Below are 20,662 nucleotides of genomic sequence, written 5' to 3'. Positions count from 1 at the left end.
TTGGTCCATCAGGGAAAATTTGAAAAAGGACAATTGCAAATAAAAGTGTCAATAAGGCAGGACCGTACATCGATATCAATGACCAGAATATCCGTCTGAAAAACCTTTTAATAAGACTCATCATTATTATCGAATCATCCTGGTGATGATGTCTGCAATCTCATTATCCTGTTGCCCAGCGCCAGCTTCACGCCACGGGCCTGAAGGGCATCAGCAATATCTCTTGCATCCGGAACTGAACGGGCCAGCCTGTCCAGTTTCGGTACGACCAGCGTGTCTCCCTGGCGAACTGCCGCCTGAGCCAGATCCTGGCGGTCAGTTGAACATCGGGCATAGCCAATGCGTATTTCTGTCATAAATATGTACGTATAAGGGCCGTGAAAGAGATTTATATCGTACCAGTGATATGAGACAACGTCAGCAGTGAGATTGACCTGGACTTATTACCCGTGAAAAAAGCAATTTCGAGCGCATCGTCGCCACGCTGGGGCTGAAGAAAAGGACGCAGGGTAACGGAAATTTCGGCGGTTCCGGCGTAGTCCCCCGTATTACCTCGCTCTGCGGAGAATAAGGCGAAGAAAAAGCGACAGGCACCGGGCGATGCCTGTTTTTCCGCTTATTGCGGATTTTTCTCTTTCCAGGCATCCCATGCCGCTTTAATTTCCTGCTTCGCGGCGGCGGCATCGTTAAAGCCGTTCAGCTCCACTTTTTTACGCCCTTCCGGCAGCTGTTTGTAAACGCGGAAGAAAGCCTGCAAACGCTCCTGCTCGATTTTCGGCAGATCGCCGATGGTGTTGATGTCATCGTAGGTTGGGTCGATTTTGCTTGCCGGAACGGCAATGATTTTGTCGTCCTTCTCGCCGCCATCAATCATCTTGAGCACGCCAATCGCGCGCAGCTTAATCAGCGTTCCCGGCGCCATCGGCGCGCGGGTGTAAAACACCACGTCCAGCGGATCGCCATCCCCTGCCAGGGATTGCGTCAGCGAACCGTAGTTAGCCGGATAGGCCACCGGCATTGACTGGAAACGATCGGCGATCAAAAAGCCGGTTTTGGCGTCGGTTTCATATTTGATAATGCCGCCCGCGGGAATTTCGGTCACGGCATAAAACTCTTCAGGGTTGTTTTTCGGCTGCGGGAAATCCAGTACGTTCTGCGCCTGAACGGTAGCGGAAAGCAGAAGGCCTGAGGCAAGGAGTGTTTTTACCAGATGCATTGTCGTGTCGCTCTATCGTTATAAGAAATTGAAAAACAGAACGATAGAGGCCGCAAATGAAGCGTGCATGACGTAACGATGACAGTGATGTGACGCGAATTTCATTAATAATTCTGATTAAAAAATCGGCGCACCAAGCTCACCCCGGCAAGGAATATCTATTATTCCCTTGATTTAATGAAGATTTAAGCTAAACCTTAGCATGCGTAAAAAACAAAATTGTGTTAATACGCTTATGTTCAATAAGGAGAACAGAATGAAAGCTGCTGTCGTCACGCAAGATCATCAGGTCAATGTTACGGAAAAAACGCTTCGTCCCCTGCAACATGGCGAAGCCCTTTTAAAAATGGATTGCTGCGGCGTATGTCACACCGACCTGCACGTTAAGAACGGCGACTTTGGCGATAAAACCGGGGTCATTCTGGGCCATGAAGGCGTGGGCGTTGTGCAGCAGGTCGGCCCCGGCGTTCATTCTCTGAAGCCGGGCGATCGCGCCAGCGTGGCGTGGTTCTTCGAAGGCTGCGGGCATTGTGAATATTGTAACAGCGGCAACGAAACGCTGTGTCGCTCGGTGAAAAATGCCGGCTATACCGTGGATGGCGGTATGGCGGAAGAGTGTATCGTCATGGCCGACTACGCGGTCAAAGTGCCGGACGGGCTCGATTCTGCGGCGGCCAGCAGCATCACCTGCGCGGGCGTCACCACCTATAAAGCGGTCAAAGTCTCACATATCAAACCCGGCCAGTGGATTGCCATTTATGGCCTCGGCGGCCTCGGCAATCTGGCGCTGCAGTATGCCAAAAACGTGTTTAACGCCAAAGTCATCGCCCTTGACGTTAATGATGAACAGCTGAAGCTGGCCGCGGAAATGGGCGCGGACCTGACCATCAACTCCCGCAGCGAAGACGCAGCCAAAATTATTCATGAGAAAACCGGCGGCGCGCATGCCGCGGTGGTAACCGCCGTCGCCAAAGCGGCGTTTAACTCAGCGGTGGATGCGGTTCGCGCGGGTGGACGCGTGGTGGCGGTAGGCCTGCCTCCGGAAGCGATGAGCCTGGACATTCCGCGTCTGGTCCTCGACGGTATCGAAGTGGTGGGTTCGCTGGTCGGTACCCGTCAGGACCTGACCGAAGCCTTCCAGTTTGCCGCGGAAGGGAAAGTCGTACCGAAAGTGACCCTGCGTCCGCTGGGCGATATCAACGCCATCTTCAAAGAGATGGAACAGGGACAGATTCGCGGCCGTATGGTCATTGATTTCCGCCGCTAATCTTCGGACCTCTCCCGCTACGGGAGAGGTTTAATTGTCCCTTTACACGCACGGCCCCGTTGCGCAACCGTACATCATCACCAGAGGAAATAGCGGCACCAGCGGAATCAGGGCGATCTCTCCCAGAGGGCTAATGGTCTGCGTTTTATCGTTAATTGACACGACGACGGGTCTGGCAAGGCGATAAGCGTCATCCAGCTCATTGGGATCAACGGTTGACCAGAAACCGGTCGCTTTAAACAGTACGCCAAGATGGTCGTTGTCCAGCGCGGTCGCGTGATACTGGCTGGTTAACAGACTTAGCTGACTGGCATCCAGTCTGCGCTTGTCGAGCACCACCAGATATTCCGCAACAACCTCATGCTGTTTCACGACAAAATTCACCCGTACGCCGGATGCGACCTTATTGAAGCGTTCGTAGAAAGTATTATAACGCTGGTACTCCTGCGGCACCCCTTTACGGAAGAATCGATAGCTGTATTTGTTTGAATTGGCAATGATGCCTGACTCAATAGGTTTAACCTTAATAATGGTATCAGTAGAGGGCAAATTGGGTGCGCTGGTACAGCCCGCCAGCACCGTCATCGCCAACATCAGTAAATACTTCAGCATCGTCGCTATCCCTTTATTACGCTGACTATCTCTCAGTCATTAAATTATCCAGCACGAGTTTCAGCTGAAAGGCATGTAAATACCAGCCCCTAAAAATCGAGCCGGGTATAAATGCTTTTTATGCAAATGCTTAGCGCAAATCCTTACTTCCTTTGTTAAAACGCGCGCCCGATGATGGCCAAACAAGAGATAACAAAGGAATTCACCATGCACACCCGTTTTCGCCTGCCCGCGCTGGCGGCATTTTTTTTGAGCGGCGCGTTTTCCGCGTGGGCCGCCGACGCGCCGGTTAAAGGCGGCACGTTAATTTATCTGGAGCAGCAGCCGCATACCAATCTTTATCCCCCGGCCGGAGGCTTTTACCCTAACGGCGGTATTCTTAATCAAATAACCGATAAGCTGACCTGGCAAAATCCAAAAACCTTACAAGTCGAACCGTGGATTGCCGAAAGCTGGAGCGCCAACGCGGATAAAACCGAATATACCTTTAAGATTCGCCCTGGCGTCACCTTTTCTGATGGCACCCCGCTTGACGCCAATGCGGTTGCCAAAAACTTTGATACCTACGGCCTCGGTAATAAAGCGCACCGCCTGCCGGTGTCCGAGGTGATTAATAACTACGATCGCAGCGAAGTCATCGATCCGCTGACGGTTAAGTTCTACTTTAAAAAGCCCTCGCCGGGATTTCTGCAGGGCACCGCGACCATCGGCTCCGGGCTGGTTTCCCTGAGCACCCTGGCGCGAAATTTTGAAGAGCTGGGCGACGCCCGCCATATTATTGGCTCCGGGCCTTTTACGGTTAAAGATGAAAAGCCGGGACGTGAACTCGCTCTGGTCGCACGTCAGGATTATCAATGGGGGCCGAAAAGCCTCGCCCAGCAGGGGCCAGCGAATCTCGACGGCATAACCTATATCGTCACCCCGGAAGATGGCGTACGCGTTGGCGCGCTGCTGGCAGGCCAGGCCGATTTTATTCGCCAGGTGCAGGCCTATGATGAAAAGCAGGCAACCGATCGGGGCTTTAAAATCTATGCCGCCCCGACGCGCGGCGTTAACGACAGCCTGAGCTTCCGCCCGGATAATCCGCTGGTTGCCGACCTGCGCGTTCGTCAGGCGCTGCTGCACGCCACCGACGCCAGACAGGTGGTTGAAACCCTGTTCTCCGCCAACTATCCGCAGGCGACCTCCGTCGTCGCCAGCACCGCGGCCGGATACGTTAACCTCAGCGATAAGCTGGTTTTCGATCCGGCCAAAGCGAAACAGCTGCTTGATGAGGCGGGCTGGAAACCGGCCGCCGACGGTATACGGGTCAAAGATGGCCAGCGCCTGGCATTAACCGTCTATGAATCCCTGCCCCAGCCGCAAAACAAAGAGGTACTCCAGCTTGTCGCCCAGCAGTGGCGCCAGGTCGGCGTTGCGCTGGCGGTCAAAGCCGGTGATGCCGGCAGCCGTACGCTGGACAGCCTCGACCCGTTGAAAACGCCGCTTACCGTGTCGGAAGTGGGCCGCGCCGACCCTGACGTGGTGAAAAGCATGTTCTTCCCCGCTAACCGCGACGCGCTGCTGCAAAAAGGCGGCTCCAGCGACAAAGTCCAACGCTTCCGCGACGATAAGCTCAACGCGCTGCTGACCGCGATCTCAGCCGAAGTCGAGCCGCAAAAACGCCTCCAGCTCACCGGCGACGCCCAGCGCTACCTGCTGGACAACGCCTACGTGATCCCGATATTTGAAGAGCCGCAGGTCTTTGCCGGCGCGCCGTGGGTGAAAGGCGTCAGTTTTGAAGCGGTAGGCCGCCCGTCGTTCTACGGCGCGTGGCTGGAAAAGCACTAAGGAGCCCGCGATGAGCCACTATCTTCTGCGGCGGTCCGGTCAGGGTTTACTGGTGCTGTGGGCCGCGTTTACCCTCTCCTTCATCCTGTTACAGGTGCTACCCGGCGATGCGGTACTGATCAAGTTTCAGAATCCGGATCTGGGGCTCAGCCCTGAGCAGATCGCCGAAATGCGCCTCGCCTACGGGGCCGATAGCCCGCTGTGGAGACAGTACTTCCACACGCTGATGGCCATGCTGCGTGGCGATTTTGGCTATTCGCTGCAGGCCGGGCTGCCGGTCAGCGCGCTTATCGCCAGCAACCTGCCGGAAACATTAAGCCTGGCGCTGCCCGCCTTTGCTCTGGCGGTGGCGCTGGCCTTCGCCCTCGCCTTCGCCTCACGGCTGCCGGGCCTGCGCTGGTTCAGCAACGCGCTGCAATCCCTGCCGGCGCTGTTTATCTCGCTGCCGACGTTCTGGCTCGGCATCGCCCTGATTCAGATTTTCTCCTTTCAACTGCGCTGGATCCCGGTGATCAATCCCGGGCCGATTGAGGGGCTGATTTTGCCCATTATTGCCGTCGCGGTGCCGATTTCCGCTCCGCTGGCGCAAATCCTGATGCGCAGTCTGGATCAGGTCGCCGCGCAGCCGTTTGTCGCCGTTGCCCGCGCCAAAGGCCTGAGCGAAACCGGCGCCCTGTGGCGGCACGTTACCGGCAACGCCCTGCTGCCGGTGCTCAATATCGCCGGTCTGCTGCTGGGGGAACTGATCGCCGGCGCGCTGATTACCGAAACCGTGTTTGGCCGCGGCGGTCTGGGGCTGCTGACGCAGCAGGCCGTCAATAATCAGGATATCGCGGTACTGCAGGCGGTGGTGATGATCTCTGCCCTCGGTTTCGTGCTGATTAACCTGCTGGTCGACCTGCTGATGCCGCTGTTCGACCCGCGCCTGAAAGCCGTTATCGGAGGTGCCGTATGAGCCTGGTGGATTACGCAACCGCCGCGCGCCGCCGCACGTCAAACTGGCGTACACGGCGCGTCCAGCCCGGTCTGCTGCTGGCCTGGGCGGTAATGATCGTTGCCGCGCTGATGGCTATCGCTCCGCAGCTGTTTACCGACTATAGCCCGCTGGAAGGGTTCCCCGGCGCCCAGCGGCTGGCCCCGCAGGCCGGCCACTGGCTGGGAACCGACCAGCTGGGCCGCGATCTGTGGAGCCGCATCGTCTTCGGCGCCGTTCATTCGCTTTCCGCCGCGCTGGCGGCGGTGGCGATCGGCCTGTTTATCGGTACCGCGCTGGGCACGCTGGCCGGCGCGCTGGCGGGACGCGTGGAGTCGGCAATTATGCGCCTGGTCGACGTGCTGCTGGCGATCCCCTCTTTATTGCTGTCGCTGACGGTCATCATTCTGCTCGGTTTCGGCACGCTCAACGCCGCCGTCGCGGTAGGCGCGGCGGCCGTCGCCAGCTTTGCCCGCCTGGCGCGAGCGGAGGTGGTCCGCGTACGCCACAGCGACTTCGTCGAAGCGGCCTACGGCAGCGGCGGCACCTTTTTCGCCGTTTTCTGGCGGCATATTCTGCCCAACTCGCTCACCGCGGTGCTGGCCTTTGCCACCCTCCAGTTCGGCCAGGCCATTCTGGCGCTCTCGACCCTGAGTTTTCTCGGCTACGGCACGCCGCCGCCGGTCCCGGAGTGGGGTCTGCTGATCGCCGAAGGCCGCAACTATCTCTCCACCGCCTGGTGGCTGACCACCCTGCCCGGTATTGCGGTGATTGCGGTCGTGCTCGCCGCCAACCGTATTAGCCGTCAATTTAGCGGAGAACGCCGATGAATGTTTTAAGCGTAGAGCATCTGCGCATCAGCTATCGTTCACAGCGTGAATGGCGCGAGGTCGTGCACGACGTGAGTTTTCAGGTCAAACGCGGCGAAATGCTGGCGTTTGTCGGTGAATCCGGCTCGGGTAAAACCACCACCGCACAGGCGATTATTGGCCTGCTGGCGGATAACGCGCGCCGGGACAGCGGGCGTATCTTGATTAATGGCGAAGATATCAGCGGCTGGTCCGCTAAACGCCTCGACGGTCTGCGCGGCGCGCGGATTAGCCTGGTGCCTCAGGATCCGGGCAACTCCCTGAATCCGGTAAAAACCATCGGCGCGCAGGTGGGCGAAATCCTGCGTCTGCATCAAAAAAGCAGCGCCGCGGCGCGTAAAGCGCAGGTGCTGGCGCTGCTGACCAAAGTTGGGCTGAGCCACCCGGAACAGCGCATCGATCAATATCCCCACCAGCTTTCAGGCGGTATGAAGCAGCGGGTGCTGATTGCTATCGCAATCGCCCTGAAACCCGACTTAATCATTGCCGATGAGCCCACCAGCGCCCTCGACGTGACGGTACAGAAGCGGATCCTCGACCTGCTGGATACGCTGCGCCGGGAGTCCGGCACGGCGGTACTGTTCGTCACCCACGATCTGGCGCTGGCGGCGGAACGCGCCGACCGTCTGCTGGTCTTTCGCCACGGCGAGATTCAGGAACAGGGCGCGACCGGCGACGTCATACGTACGCCGCAGCATACCTATACCCGCCAGCTGCTGAGCGATCTCCAGGGTTCGACGCTGACCATTGCCCCGGCCAGCGGGCGCGTACTGGCGACCCCGGCGATCCGCGTGGAGGGCATCAGCAAGCGCTTCTCATTAGGCCGCGCGCATTTGCAGGCGCTGGACGCCGTGAGCTTCGAGGTGAAGCGCGGCAGCACCCACGCGCTGGTCGGCGAGTCCGGCTCCGGCAAAACGACCCTTGCGCGGATCCTGCTGGGATTCGAAAAGGCCGATAGCGGCCATATCGCTATCGACGGTATCGATGCCGGGCATCTCAGCCGCGAGGCGCTCCGCCAGCTGCGGCGTAAAATTCAGTTCGTTTACCAGAATCCTTTTGCCTCGCTTGACCCGCGGCAAACGCTGTTTGAGATTATCGAAGAGCCGTTAAAAAACTTCGACCGCCTCAACGCCGAAGTGCGGCGCCAGCGCGTCGAAACGGTCGCCGCCCGCGTGGCGCTCGCTCCGGAGCTGCTGTCGCGAACCGCCCGTGAGCTTTCCGGCGGCCAGCGGCAGCGGGTGGCCATCGCCCGCGCCTTAATCCTTGAACCGACGATCCTTGTCCTCGATGAAGCGACTTCGGCGCTGGACGTCACTGTGCAGGCGCAAATTCTCGCGCTGCTGCAGCAGCTTCAGCAGCAGCTGGGGCTGAGCTATCTGTTTATCACTCACGATTTGGCGACGGTGCGCCGTATCGCCCACAGCGTGACGGTGCTGCGGGCGGGCCAGGTGGTTGAACACGGCGACGTCAGCCGACTGTTCAGCGCCCCGCAGCATGACTATACCCGCGAGCTTATCGCCGCGATTCCCCATTTTTCATCCCCGAGCAAGGAGGTTGCATGACGCGTAAACGACTGGGCTTTTTCACCCGTCTGCTGGACCACGCCACGCCTAAAGAGCGCTACCGGCTGGCCACCGAGCAAATTCGCCACGCGGAACGCCTGGGATTCGACAGCGCGTGGATCGCTCAGCACCATTTTCATGAGCACGAAGGCGGCCTGCCGTCGCCGCTGGTCTTTCTCGCCCACGCCGCGGCGCACACCGAGCGCATTCGTCTTGGCACCGCCATTATCACCCTGCCCATGGAAAACCCGCTGCGGGTGGCGGAGGATGCGGCGGTGCTGGATCTGCTCGCCGATGGACGGCTGGAGGTGGGCTTCGGCTCCGGCGGCACCCCCACTTCGTTTTTACCCTTCGGGCTGACGATGGACCAGCGCAGCGCGGTATTTGCCGAACACCTGCATCTGATTCAAAGCGCCTGGCGCGGGGATTCGCTCTCGCACCCGGATAATCATCTGTACCCTCAGGCGCCGCAGCTGGCGGAGCGCATCTGGATTGCCACCTTTTCCATTGAGGGGGCGGTTCGCGCGGCTCAGGCCGGGCACGGGCTGATGCTCTCGCGCACGCAGCCGCGTCCGGCTGGACAGCCCACGCTGCCGCTGGACGCTATCCAGAATCCGATTATTGACGCCTATCTCGCCGCGCTGCCGGCGGGCGTCGAGCCAAGGATCCTCGCCTCGCGGACGGCCTTTGTCGCCGATAGCCAGCGGTATGCGCTGCAGGTCGCTGAACCCGGCCTGCGCCAGCAGGCTGCCCAGCATCGCGCCGCAGGTCATGATATTATTGGTGACACTGTCACTGATTTTTTGCCGCAGCTTGACGCGCACGTTGGCGACCCGCAGCACGTCGCCGCTTCGCTGGCCCGCGATAGCGTCCTGCGGCGGGTAACCGATATTTCGTTTCAGGTGCACTCCGTTGAACCCTCGCACCGCGACACGCTTCGTTCCATTGAGCTGATCGCTCAGCATATTGCCCCGCAGATACGATAAGGAGTCACCATGACGCTCAGTCAGGATATATTGGCCGAACTGGCAGAAATTGCCCCCGATTCCGCCTTAGCGGCGGCGCGAGCCGTGCGCGAGGCGGCCACCCGCCATGCTCAGGGAAGTTATGAAACGCTGTTTGGTCAGCAGGATAACGACTTTCCGCTCGACGAGCGTTTTGCCGTGGCCGCGCGGGTGGCGAAGCTGCATGAGAGCGATGCGCTGGCCGCCCACTACGCCGGCTTTGGCATTGCCGACCCCACATCGCCGCGGCTGGCGCCGGCGCTGGCCTTTGCCCGGCTGTTGACCTTTACGCCCGTGGAGGCCACGCCGTCGGCGCTTGAGGCCTTAATCCGCGCCGGATGGAGCCTGCGCGGCATCGTCACCCTCGCCCAGCTTATCGCGTTTGTCAGCTTCCAGAGCCGGCTGGTCGTCGGGCTGCGCCTGCTTAACGGCAAAAATATCCACGTCGCACAAACCCCAACGGTGGCGGGATTCTGGCATACCTCGCCGCAAACCATCAGCGGTAAGAAGGCGCCGGTGCACTTCACCCGCGATGAACTGCACTGGGAGCCCTGGCTGGCGGCTAAACCGCTGGCGGAATTTACCCCCGACGAGCAGGCGCTGCTGGCGAAATTCGGCCACAGCGACTCGCCCTACTTCCGCCTGCTGGCGCGCAACCTGCCGCTCCTCGAGCAGCGTACGTTAACCGACAAAGGGATCTTTTATACTCCCGGCGGCCTGCCGCGCGCCGAGCGCGAGCTGGCGGCGACAGTGGCAAGCAAAATCAACGGCTGTATTTATTGCGCCTCGGTGCATGCGCGCAAAGCGGCACAGCTGGCCAAAGATGAAACGGCGATAGAGACGCTGCTGGCGGTGACGCCGGGAGAGCAGTTAAGCGACGGGCAGACGCCGGGATGGCAGGCGCAGATCGATTTCGCCGCCGCGATTTCCGTTACCCCTCCCGCTCTGTCCGTTGACCACCTTGCCGCCGTCGAGCAACAGGGGCTGGATACCCTCGCCCAACTGGATTTACTGCAATCGGCGGCTTTCTTTGCCTGGGCCAACCGGTTAATGCTGACCCTCGGCGAGCCGTGGCAGGAATAGCTGCCAGCGGGCTTAATCAGGCCAGACGCCGCTGATGGCGGGCATAAATCAGCAGCGAACTGAGCGCAAGAAACGAAAGCAGCGCGGCCGGTAAGGCAACGAAACGCCAGCCAGGACCGGCCGTAATCATCATCCCGCCGAATAGCGCCCCAATGGCGCTGCCGAGATTAAAGGCGATCTGGCCGCCCGCCGCGCCCAGCATCTCGCCGCCCTTCGCATTTTGCAGCAGCAGAATTTGCAGCGGTGCCGACAGGGCAAACAGGGCCGCGCAGCAAATAAACGCGAGGGTTAATGCGGCGGCTTTATTCTCACCCAGCAGGAACAGAAGTAATAAGGTCACGACAATCACGCCATCCGTCACGGCGGCAATGCGTAACGGGCTATAACGGACGGAGACTTTACCGCTAAATAAATTCCCCAGAACCATCCCCAGCCCCGCCAGCAGCATAATGGCTATGATGGCGCTCTCACCAAAACCAGAGACGTTAATCATAAACGGCTTAATATAGCTAAACCACGCGAATACGCCGGCATTGCCGAACATCGTCGCGGCAAAAATTAACCACGGTGCGGGCGATGTTAAAAAATGAAACTGCGAGCGCAAGCGCGTCGTCGGTTTATCAAACAGCGTGGGCACCCACCAGGCGATGGCGACCAGCACGGCGATGTCAAACACCGCAATCGCCAGAAAGGTATAGCGCCAGCTAAACTGATGGCCAAGCCAGGTTCCGGCGGGAACCCCCAGCAAATTAGCGACCGTCATTCCGGCAATCATTCCCGCCACCGCGGCGGTGACCTTCCCCGGCGGCGCAATTTTCGACAGAACGATCGCCCCCACGCCAAAGAAGGCGCCGTGCGGGAAACCGGAGATCAGGCGCCCCAGCGCCAGCATCGAATAGCTGGAAGATAACGTAAAGATGGCATTGCCGATAACGCACAGCGCCACGAGGAACAGCATCACCGCTTTTAACGAAAAGCGGCTGGAGAACAGCGCCATCACCGGCGCGCCGATGACGACGCCAAGCGCATACCAGGAGATCATATTGCCCGCGGCGGGAATAGATATCCCGACGTCATGGGCAATTTCAGGTAATACGCCCATGATGCCAAATTCCGCCATTCCGAGACCAAAAGTGCCAAGCGCTAACGAAAAAATAGTCTTTTTCATACAACTAATCACTTGTTATAAAACATACCGCCGGCATTATTGTGCATTATTAAACGGCAGACCAGATAAAAACGCCGGGTGGCATATTTATCCATAAAACGGCGTGATTATTTCATAGGCTTATTTGCAGATTAAAAAAACCAATAAAGCCATTTCGTGCCCCGCCGCTGCCCGGTCGCCAGCAACGGCATAGCGATAACAATTCACAACCGCGGTTCCATAAAAATTTCATCATTTCATGCCGTTGCTTTTCAATGGAACCTGTCTCGCAAATGCGACTTAACCAGGACAATCTGTATTGTTTTTTTAGGTAGTAGGTTGATAATGGCGACATTAACCACACGGAGGCAGGATAATGAAAGAGTACACAGCGGATGATAGCTTCCAGCAGGCGATATCAACGAGCAAAAAGCACCGTTTATCCTCGATACCCACAGCTGAAAGTCAGTCAATTCATCCCAGTAACGAGTTGATCCGGTTAATGAATGAATTCGTCGACGAGCATGGGTCCATCACCGAAGATGAATACTTCAGGGTGCTCTGATGCTTAAACAATTCGACGTGTATCGGAACCCTTCTTCGCAAACGAAGCACTCTCTACCCTATTTTATGATTGTGCAAAATGATTTTTATGAAGACCTACCCACCAGGGTAATTATTCCCCTGATGCGTAATGGTCATCTGCCACTATGGCAGCATCCTTTAGTTCCTGAGGTAAATATTGAATTTTAAACGTTTATGCTTTGTTCGCCGATGATGACAAACCTTAATAATAAGCCGATCAAGCGCGAAGATTTTATCTGTAACTTAAAAAGCGCCAGAGGCGAAGTTATTTCCGCCATTGACGCCCTTGTTACCAATAGCCGATCCGCTCCGGCTTCAGCCAGAGCGGGTTGCTCAGTTACGCTTACTTCAGCCCTTCACAGCTCTCTTTCTTCGCTTCCTGACGCTCCACCTCGCGATACCAGCGCGGATGATGCTTCTTCGCCCAGCGGCGACTCACCTTCCCTTCGATCATGCCTTTAATCGATCCCTTCACCCAAAACGCCATATACATGTGGATCAGAATCGCATGAATAAGAATAATCGCCGAGGTCGCGTGAATCAGCAGGCTATAGCGAATAACCTGAATCGGGAAATAGTGGGCAAACCAGGGCCGCCAGATAATCACGCCGGTCACCAGCAGCACAAAAATCATGCTCATGATGGTCCAGAACATCATTTTCTGCCCCGCGTTATATTTCCCTACCCGCGCCACTTTATGCTCGTTGCCTTTCAGTACCTCAATAATGCCCTTTAGCCAGGGGATATCCTGCTTGTCGGGAATATTGTGATGGACAAAACGCACAAACATAAACATCAGAGCCACGAAAATCAGTACCCCGAAGAACGGATGCAGAATTCGCCCCATCTGCGGCGTACCGAAGGTTTCGGTCAGCCACTGCAGCGTCGGGAAGAAAAACGAGATCCCCGATAGCGCCACCAGGAAAAAGCAGATGACCACCGTCCAGTGACAGGCGCGGTCAATAAACTTCGTACGCACAATCATTTTCGATTTACTCATCATGCTCCTCCTCATCGTCATCCGCTTCTTTATTCGGCCCAATCCCGATGTAGTGATAAATCAGCCCGGCAAAGGTGGCGATAAACCCGACCGCCGAGAGCGGCTTCAGCGCGCCTTTCCACAGGTTGATCGACGTATCGATCTGCGGCTCTTTCGGCAGGTTGTGGTACAGCTCCGGCTGGTCCGCATGATGCAGCACGTACATCACGTGGGTGCCGCCGACGCCCGGCGGGTTATACACCCCGGCATGGGGATAGCCGCGTTTCTTCAGCTTTTCCACGCGCTCGTTGGCCACTTCCAGCATCTCTTTCTTGCTGCCGCAGTGAATCGCGCCGGTTGGGCAGGTTTTCACGCAGGCCGGTTCCTGGCCGACGCTGACCCGGTCAACGCACAGGGTGCACTTATAGACCCGGTTATCCTCTTTATTGAGGCGCGGGACGTTAAAGGGGCACCCGGCGATGCAGTAGCCGCAGCCGATGCAGTTCTCCTGCTGAAAGTCGACGATGCCGTTAGCGTACTGAATAATCGCCCCGGCGGACGGGCACGCCTTCAGGCAGCCCGGGTCCTCGCAGTGCATGCAGCCGTCTTTGCGTATCAGCCACTCCAGCTTGCCGTTCTGTTCGGTTTCGCTAAAGCGCATTACCGTCCAGGATTTGGCGCTCAGATCGGCGGGGTTGTCGTACACCCCGACGCAGTGCCCAACCTCATCGCGGATATCGTTCCACTCGGAACAGGCCACCTGGCAGGCTTTACAGCCTACGCAGGAGGAGACATCGATCAGCTTCGCCACTTCCGCTTTAAAATCCCGCGCGCGCGGCGCGGGCGTGATCGGGTTGGTGGCGGAGCGTTTGATAATGTCCTGGGTTTCCATCGCCATGTATTCGCTCCTTACGCTTTCTCGATGTTGACCAGAAACGCCTTGTACTCCGGCGTTTGCGAGTTGGAATCCCCGACGTTTGGCGTCAGGGTATTGGCGATGTAACCTTTGCGGGCTACCCCTTCAAAACCCCAGTGCAGCGGGATCCCGACGGTTTCTACCTGCTGGCCGTTAACGTTGAGCGTTTGCAGACGACGCGTCACCACCGCTACCGCGCGAATAAAGCCGCGCTTGCTGCTGACCGTCACCCGATCGCCGTTGGCAATCCCCTTCGCTTTCGCCAGACCTTCGCTGATTTCGACAAACTGTTCCGGCTGCGCAATCACATTGAGCAGCGCATGCTTGGTCCAGGTATGAAAATGCTCGGTCAGGCGATAGGTGGTGCCGACGTACGGGAATTTATCCTTCTTACCTAAACGAAGGGCATCCTCTTCATACAGGCGCACCACCGGGCTGGAGACCACGTTCGGGTGCAGCGGGTTGGTGCCAAGCGGCGTTTCCATCGGCTCGTAGTGTTCCGGGAACGGACCTTCCGCCAGCTTATTCAGGGCAAACAGGCGCCCCAGTCCTTCCGGCTGCATAATAAACGGCCCGGTTTTGCTGCCCGGCGGCGCGGTATTGAAGTCCGGAATATCGTTGCCAACCCACTTGCTGCCGTTCCACTGGATCAGCATCCGCTTCGCATCCCACGGCTTGCCGTTAATATCCGCCGACGCGCGGTTGTACAGCACGCGCCGGTTGAGCGGCCACGCCCATGCCCAGCCGAGCGTGTTGCCGAGGCCTGACGGATCGGCGTTATCGCGGTTGGCCATCTGGTTGCCCTGCTCGGTCCAGCTGCCGGTATAGATCCAGCAGGACGACGCGGTGGTACCGTCATCGCGCAGCAGCGCGAAGCTGTTCAACAGCTGGCCCTTCTTCGCCAGCGGCGCGCCGTTAGCGTCGAAGAGATCCGCCAGCGCGTAGCCGTTGTTCTCTTTCGCGACCTCTTCTGATTCCGGACGATCCGGCTGCTTGTAGTGCCACCCCATCTTCAGCAGCGGCTCGACGCCTTTGCCGCCCTCGGTGCGATACAGCTCGCGCAGACGGTGGTAAATGCCGGCCAGAATTTCGCCGTCGTTGCGCGCTTCGCCCGGCGCGTCCTGGCCTTTCCAGTGCCACTGCAGCCAGCGCCCGGAGTTGGCGATTGAACCATCCTCTTCGGCGAAGCAGGTGGACGGCAGGCGGAACACTTCGGTCTGAATCGCCGCCGGGTCAACATCGTTCGACTCGCCGTGGTTTTGCCAGAAGGTCGACGTTTCGGTCACCAGCGGGTCGATAACCACCATGTACTTCAGCTTGCTCAGGCTGCGGACCACCTTGTTTTTGTCCGGGAACGAAGCCACCGGATTGAAGCCCTGGCAGATATAGCCCGTGACGTTACCGTTATCCATCATATTGAAATATTTGATAACGTCGTAAGCCTGGTCCCATTTCGGCAGCCAGTGGAAGCCCCAGTCGTTCTCTTTTTGCGCCGCGTCGCCGTAGAACGATTTCATCAGGCTGACGAAGAACTTCGGATAGTTGCTCCAGTAGTTCACCTGTTCGGCCAGCGTCGCCTTCGGCGTATTGGCGGCGAGATAGCTTTGCAGATCCGTCTGCTGTTCCGACGGCAGCGTCAGGTAGCCCGGCAGGCTGGTCGAGAGCAGGCCTAAATCGGTTAGCCCCTGAATATTGGAGTGCCCGCGCAGCGCGTTGACGCCGCCGCCCGCCATCCCCATATTGCCGAGCAGCAGCTGAATCATCGCCATGGTACGGATGTTCTGCGCCCCGACGGTATGCTGCGTCCAGCCCAGCGCGTAAAGGAAGGTGGTGGTTCGGTCCGCCGCGCTGGTTGACGCCAGCACTTCGCACACTTTGAGGAAGTCCGCCTTTGGCGTACCGCAGATATTCTCCACCACCTCCGGCGTATAGCGCGAAACGTGCTGCTTCAGCAGGTTCCAGACGCAGCGCGGATGCTGCAGCGTCTCGTCGCGCATGGCGTAGCCGTTTTCGTCGAACTGATAGTTCCACGACGATTTATCGTACTGACGCTTTTCGGCATCGTAGCCGCTGAACAGGCCATCTTCGAAGGCAAAATCGTCGCGCACCAGCAGGTTGGCGTTGGTGTAGTGTTTAACGTACTCGGCATTGATTTTGTTATTTTCGATCAGGTACAGCAGCACGCCCGACAGGAACGTAATGTCCGTGCCGGAGCGAATAGGCGCATAGATATCGGCCACCGACGCCGTGCGCGTAAAGCGCGGGTCGACGACAATCAGCGTCGCATCGTTGTTGTTTTTCGCCTCCATCGCCCAGCGGAATCCCACCGGATGGGCTTCGGCGGCGTTACCGCCCATCACCACCACGACGTTAGCGTTTTTGATATCAACCCAGTGGTTGGTCATCGCACCGCGACCAAATGTTGGAGCAAGACTTGCTACCGTTGGTCCGTGTCAGACGCGCGCCTGGTTGTCTACCGCCAGCATGCCGAGGGAGCGCACAAATTTTTGCGTCAGCATGCCGGTTTCATTACTGGCCGCAGAGGCACATAACATCCCGGTGGACAGCCAGCGGTTAACCGTCACGCCCTGTTCGTTCTTTTCAATAAAATTGGCGTCGCGGTCGGCTTTCATCAGTTTGGCGATGCGGGTAAACGCGTCATCCCAGGAGATGCGCTGCCATGTATCCGAACCCGGCGCGCGGTACTGCGGATAGCGCAGGCGGTTGTCGCTATGAACATAGTCAAGCAGCCCCGCGCCTTTCGGGCACAGCGCGCCGCGGCTCACCGGATGATCCGGGTCACCTTCAATGTGGTAAATCGCTTCTTTCGCGTTTTTCGCGCCGTCGCCCAGGCTATACATTAATAGCCCGCAGCCCACGGAGCAGTATGTGCAGGTGTTGCGGATCTCTTTGGCGCGCAGCAATTTGTAATTACGCGCCTGAGCCAGGGCCATTTTGGGCGCAAAACCCAATGCAGCGGCTGTTGTTCCGGCCATACCGCCTGCGCAGATTTTAAAAAACTTTCTGCGGCTGACGTCCATTGTTCCCCTCCATGCGGGATGTTTATTCATTGCGGGAGTGGAAATTAACAGCAATAACCCTGTTTTATTTGCGTCAAATCAATGTCCTGAACCCATGACCCCTTAATAGTCAGCCGCGTTGAATTTCGTTACTCCATTAGGATTAAGCACGGTGGAAAATATCCCCCGGAAGCGAAAAAAAAGTGTTATAAAACCCGACTGCGTTTGAACCAACATCAGGTTAAATATGGAGAAGAAGAGAGCCACGCTCATTGGATTGGCCGCTATCGTCTTGTGGAGCACCATGGTCGGGCTGATTCGTGGCGTAAGCGAAGGGCTTGGTCCGGTGGGCGGCGCGGCGATGATCTACAGCCTGAGCGGCCTTTTGCTGATCTTTACCGTCGGCTTCCCGCAAATACGCCAGATCCCTCGCCCCTATTTACTGGCAGGGAGCCTGCTGTTCGTCAGCTATGAAATTTGCCTGGCGCTGTCGGTCGGATTAGCCGGTAGCCGCCAGCAGGCTATTGAAGTGGGCATGGTTAATTATCTGTGGCCCAGCCTGACGATTTTATTCGCCATTCTGTTTAACGGCCAAAAAAGCAGCTGGTTGGTTATTCCGGGATTATTTCTCGCTTTATTCGGCGTCACCTGGGTATTAGGCGGTGAGCATGGTCTGAATGTAGATGAAATTACCCGCAACGTGGTTTCCAGCCCGCTGAGCTATATTCTGGCGTTCATCGGCGCGTTTATCTGGGCGGCCTACTGCACGGTCACCGCTAAATACGCGAAGGGCAAAAACGGGATTACCCTTTTTGTTCTGCTTACCGCCCTGACCCTGTGGCTAAAGTTCCTGTTCAGCGAACAGCCGCCCATGGTCTTTAGCTGGCCGGTGATAGCCAAACTGATCGCGCTGTCCGTTGCCCTGGGATTAGGCTACGCGGCGTGGAACGTCGGGATCCTGCACGGCAACGTCAGCCTGCTGGCCGCCGCCTCCTACTTTACGCCGGTGCTCTCCTCGGCGCTGGCGGCGGCACTGCTCAGCGCCGCGCTGTCGTGGTCATTCTGGCAGGGCGCCGGAATGGTGTGCGCCGGCTCCCTGCTTTGCTGGCAGGCGACCCGGCGCTAAAACGGCGGCGGCCGACGCCTTAACGGCCTACAAGATCCGTGACTGACTTCAGCCCATCCCTGATGGCAATTCCCGGGATGGGCACGTCTTCAATCATCTGGCAGTCGGCTGTCTAAAGGGTTAATTCAGCTCAGGCGCTTTTGCCAGACTACGCCAGATGCCGGCCGCCAGCAGCAGAAGCAGGACGCCAGCCGTCGCCAGCACGATGCTGTGCGAATGAATAAACGCTGCCTTCGCCGCTTCAAGCAGGCTTTGCGCCGGTATGGCGGGCAGCGACTGCGCCAGCTTAATCGCCTCGCTGATGGAGGACGACGCCTGCTCCGCCGCCGCGCCCTCGATTCCACCCGGCAGAACAATTGACGAGGTGTAGCTGCGGGTCAGGATCAGGCCAAACAGGGCAATCCCCAGTCCCGCGCCCAGCTCATAGGCCATGGTTTCGATGGCCCCTGCCGCCGCCGCTTTTTCCTTCGGCGCGGCGGCCATGATCGCCGAGCTGGAGGCCAACAGCGCGCTGGCGACGCTGAAGCCCAGCAGCGTCATCAGTCCCCAGGCCTGCCACTGCTGAGTACTGAAATCGGTCATCGACAGGCCGAGGAAGCTCAGGGCGCTGAGCAGCATTCCGCCGGTGGCGACCTCGCGCAGCCCCAGCCGCGATACCAGCATGCCGGCAATGGGCCCGCTGAAACCGCTCGCCACCATCACCGGCAGCATAAACAGCCCGGCTTCAAAAGGCGTTTTGCTGTGCACAAACTGCAGCTCCTGCGCCATCAGCAGTTCAAAACCCACCAGCGTAATCAGCGCGGTCATCGCCATCATCACGCCGCTTAAAATAATGCGATGGGTAAACAGGCGCATATCGACCATGGGACGCGATGCCGAGAGCTGTTTGCGCACGAACCAGAACAGCATCGCGGCGCCAGATAGTGCCACCAGCCCGGTTAACCACAGCGCCATTTGCCCTTTGAGCGCCGTTTTGGCGCTAAAGACCAGCATCAAAATGGCGGCGATCAGGATTAGCGCCTGGAAAAGATTCAGCGGCTGCTCGCGCCGCGCGGGCTGACGCGGCACCACTTTGGCGTTAATCGCTATCACCAGCAGGACGATCGGCACGTTGATCAGGAAAACCGATCCCCAGTAAAAATGCTCCAGCAGCATGCCGCCAACCAGCGGACCGAACGCCGCGCCGCCGGAACCGACCGCTGCCCACAGACCAAGCGCCATATTACGCTGATGCGCCTGCGAAAAGGTGCTGCGGATCCCGGCCAGGGTCGCAGGCACAATCATCGCCGCCCCCACCGCCAGCAGCGCGCGGGAGGCAATCAGCGTCTCTGCCGTGGGCGAAAACGCCGCCGCCAGCGACGCGGTGCCAAAAATACCGCTGCCGAGCAGCAGCAGCCGTTTAAAGCCGATTTTATCGCCCAATGCGCCCATAGGCAGCACCATACCGGCCATTACCAGCGAATAAATATCAATAATCCACAGCAGCTCGTTACCGCTGGTCCCCAGCGCTACGCTGAGCGTTGGCGCAGCCACGTGGAGAACAGTGGCGTCAATCGCCACCGGAATATAAACCAGCAAAATCGCCATCAGCGTCAACCATTGCCGAGACATACTACTTTCCCTCAACGTTAAAACTGGACAAGCGTCCAGAAAACGGATCCTGCCGGATTGTTGAACGAGTGTCCAACTTTTTGTTACTATCGCCAAAAAAACCGGGGTCACTAACGTTATGGGCTACTTAAATCGCGATGCGCGTCGGGAAGTTATTGTGCTGGCAGCCATGCGCGTAGCGCTTCGGGGCGGGTTTAGCGCTATGACCGTCCGCCAGATTGCCGCCGAAGCCGGCGTCTCCGCCGGTCAGCTGCACCATCATTTCACCTCCGCGGGCGAGCTAAAAGCCCATGCCTTCATACGGTTGATCCGCGAAATGATGGATATGCCGCTGGTCGCCGACGACGCCACGTGGCGTGAACGCCTGTTTTCTATGGTGGGCAGCGACGACGGCAGGCTTGAGCCATACATTCGCCTGTGGCGCGAAGCGCAGCTGCTGGCCGATAGCGACAGCGATATCAAAGGGGCCTATCTGCTCACCATGAACATGTGGCATGAAGAGACCCTGAAGATCATCCGCCAGGGAACCGCTGCCGGTGAGTTTAAGCCAGGGGACGATATGGAAAGCATTGCCTGGCGGCTCATTGCTCTCGTCTGCGGCCTCGACGGTATTTATGCGCTGGGAATGCAGGAAATAGATGATGCCGCCTTCAATCGGCATATCAATTATTCTATCTCGATGGAACTTTTTTAATTTTAAGTTACATTTAGTAACAAATAATCCTGAGCTAATATTCGCGCGTCCTCTTTCGGCGCGCTTTTCTTATCTATTCTTCATTTATTACAACAGATACATCCCCATCCCTGATTTTATTTCTTTTATTAATTTGCTGTTTTACCAGTTTATTCTTTTTTGACGGGT

General features: G+C 57.9%; 16 protein-coding genes and 2 pseudogenes. 10 read left to right on the top strand and 8 right to left on the bottom strand.

The features are described from left to right. Positions 1–164: 164 nt before the first annotated feature. Both FQK12_RS22080 and FQK12_RS22075 read right to left on the bottom strand, forming a co-directional pair. A pseudogene (locus tag FQK12_RS22080) lies at positions 165–356 on the bottom strand (recombinase family protein); the annotation flags it as partial. 260 nt (positions 357–616) lie between these two features. After that, positions 617–1,216, bottom strand: coding sequence for an inorganic diphosphatase (locus FQK12_RS22075; RefSeq protein ID WP_014229291.1), 600 nt, complete (start codon positions 1,214–1,216; stop codon positions 617–619). A gap of 256 nt (positions 1,217–1,472) precedes the next feature. On the opposite strand from FQK12_RS22075, the gene adhP reads away from it, so the two are divergent. Further along, a complete protein-coding gene (adhP, locus tag FQK12_RS22070) occupies positions 1,473–2,483 on the top strand; it encodes an alcohol dehydrogenase AdhP (protein ID WP_004120604.1) in 1,011 nt (336 codons plus the stop codon). Positions 2,484–2,525: 42 nt separating this feature from the next. Here the strand turns inward: adhP and FQK12_RS22065 are convergent, their stop codons facing one another. Continuing rightward, positions 2,526–3,095, bottom strand: a complete 570-nt coding sequence (locus FQK12_RS22065; RefSeq protein WP_014229290.1) for a hypothetical protein — start codon at positions 3,093–3,095, stop codon at positions 2,526–2,528. A 207-nt stretch (positions 3,096–3,302) separates the two neighbouring features. Here FQK12_RS22065 and FQK12_RS22060 point away from each other — a divergent pair, with 207 nt between their 5' ends. From FQK12_RS22060 to FQK12_RS22035, 6 genes are read left to right on the top strand one after another with little or no spacing between them, the layout of a single operon-like run. Then, positions 3,303–4,925: a TIGR04028 family ABC transporter substrate-binding protein gene (locus tag FQK12_RS22060; protein ID WP_014229289.1), complete on the top strand. Its 1,623-nt coding sequence runs from the start codon at positions 3,303–3,305 to the stop codon at positions 4,923–4,925. A 10-nt stretch (positions 4,926–4,935) separates the two neighbouring features. Further along, the gene (locus FQK12_RS22055) at positions 4,936–5,880 is read left to right on the top strand and encodes an ABC transporter permease (RefSeq protein WP_014229288.1); all 945 of its coding nucleotides are present in this window, start codon (positions 4,936–4,938) and stop codon (positions 5,878–5,880) included. Beyond that, on the top strand, positions 5,877–6,728 hold the full coding sequence (locus tag FQK12_RS22050; protein WP_014229287.1) for an ABC transporter permease: 852 nt from the start codon (positions 5,877–5,879) through the stop codon (positions 6,726–6,728). The genes FQK12_RS22055 and FQK12_RS22050 overlap by 4 nt, the downstream gene beginning before the upstream one ends. Next, entirely contained in the window at positions 6,725–8,329 is a 1,605-nt protein-coding gene (locus FQK12_RS22045; RefSeq protein WP_014229286.1) for a dipeptide ABC transporter ATP-binding protein, read from the top strand. Before FQK12_RS22050 ends, FQK12_RS22045 begins: the two co-directional genes overlap by 4 nt. After that, positions 8,326–9,315, top strand: coding sequence for a putative FMN-dependent luciferase-like monooxygenase (locus FQK12_RS22040; protein ID WP_014229285.1), 990 nt, complete (start codon positions 8,326–8,328; stop codon positions 9,313–9,315). Before FQK12_RS22045 ends, FQK12_RS22040 begins: the two co-directional genes overlap by 4 nt. A gap of 9 nt (positions 9,316–9,324) precedes the next feature. Continuing rightward, positions 9,325–10,416, top strand: a complete 1,092-nt coding sequence (locus FQK12_RS22035; RefSeq protein ID WP_014229284.1) for an alkylhydroperoxidase domain protein — start codon at positions 9,325–9,327, stop codon at positions 10,414–10,416. Positions 10,417–10,432: 16 nt separating this feature from the next. On the opposite strand, the gene araJ is transcribed toward FQK12_RS22035, so the two are convergent. Next, positions 10,433–11,584 (bottom strand): MFS transporter AraJ, encoded by a 1,152-nt coding sequence (araJ, locus tag FQK12_RS22030; RefSeq protein ID WP_014229283.1) that lies wholly within the window; start codon positions 11,582–11,584, stop codon positions 10,433–10,435. A gap of 543 nt (positions 11,585–12,127) precedes the next feature. On the opposite strand from araJ, the pseudogene FQK12_RS27900 reads away from it, so the two are divergent. Beyond that, positions 12,128–12,445, top strand: a pseudogene (locus FQK12_RS27900) (CcdB family protein); the annotation flags it as partial. Between the two features lie 46 nt (positions 12,446–12,491). Here the strand turns inward: FQK12_RS27900 and fdnI are convergent. The 3 genes from fdnI to fdnG are packed head-to-tail and all read right to left on the bottom strand — an operon-like array spanning position 12,492 to position 17,084. Beyond that, entirely contained in the window at positions 12,492–13,148 is a 657-nt protein-coding gene (fdnI, locus tag FQK12_RS22015) for a formate dehydrogenase-N subunit gamma (RefSeq protein WP_004120645.1), read from the bottom strand. Beyond that, the gene (gene fdxH, locus FQK12_RS22010) at positions 13,141–14,025 is read right to left on the bottom strand and encodes a formate dehydrogenase subunit beta (protein WP_014229281.1); all 885 of its coding nucleotides are present in this window, start codon (positions 14,023–14,025) and stop codon (positions 13,141–13,143) included. The genes fdnI and fdxH overlap by 8 nt, the downstream gene beginning before the upstream one ends. Before the next feature lie 11 nt (positions 14,026–14,036). After that, on the bottom strand, positions 14,037–17,084 hold the full coding sequence (fdnG, locus tag FQK12_RS22005; RefSeq protein WP_114138917.1) for a formate dehydrogenase-N subunit alpha: 3,048 nt from the start codon (positions 17,082–17,084) through the stop codon (positions 14,037–14,039). A 226-nt stretch (positions 17,085–17,310) separates the two neighbouring features. Between fdnG and yddG the strand changes: the two genes are divergently transcribed. After that, complete coding sequence (gene yddG, locus FQK12_RS22000; RefSeq protein ID WP_004850709.1) at positions 17,311–18,189, top strand: aromatic amino acid DMT transporter YddG; 879 nt, start codon at positions 17,311–17,313, stop codon at positions 18,187–18,189. Positions 18,190–18,309: 120 nt separating this feature from the next. Here yddG and FQK12_RS21995 read toward each other — a convergent pair whose 3' ends face one another. Further along, positions 18,310–19,800, bottom strand: a complete 1,491-nt coding sequence (locus FQK12_RS21995) for an MFS transporter (RefSeq protein WP_004850706.1) — start codon at positions 19,798–19,800, stop codon at positions 18,310–18,312. Between the two features lie 118 nt (positions 19,801–19,918). On the opposite strand from FQK12_RS21995, the gene FQK12_RS21990 reads away from it, so the two are divergent. Next, positions 19,919–20,494: a TetR family transcriptional regulator gene (locus FQK12_RS21990; protein ID WP_014229277.1), complete on the top strand. Its 576-nt coding sequence runs from the start codon at positions 19,919–19,921 to the stop codon at positions 20,492–20,494. Positions 20,495–20,662: the final 168 nt, after the last annotated feature.

This window comes from Klebsiella sp. ME-303 (assembly GCF_007910085.1).
Taxonomy (GTDB): domain Bacteria; phylum Pseudomonadota; class Gammaproteobacteria; order Enterobacterales; family Enterobacteriaceae; genus Klebsiella; species Klebsiella michiganensis.
This window is presented reverse-complemented; position numbering and strand designations above follow the sequence as displayed.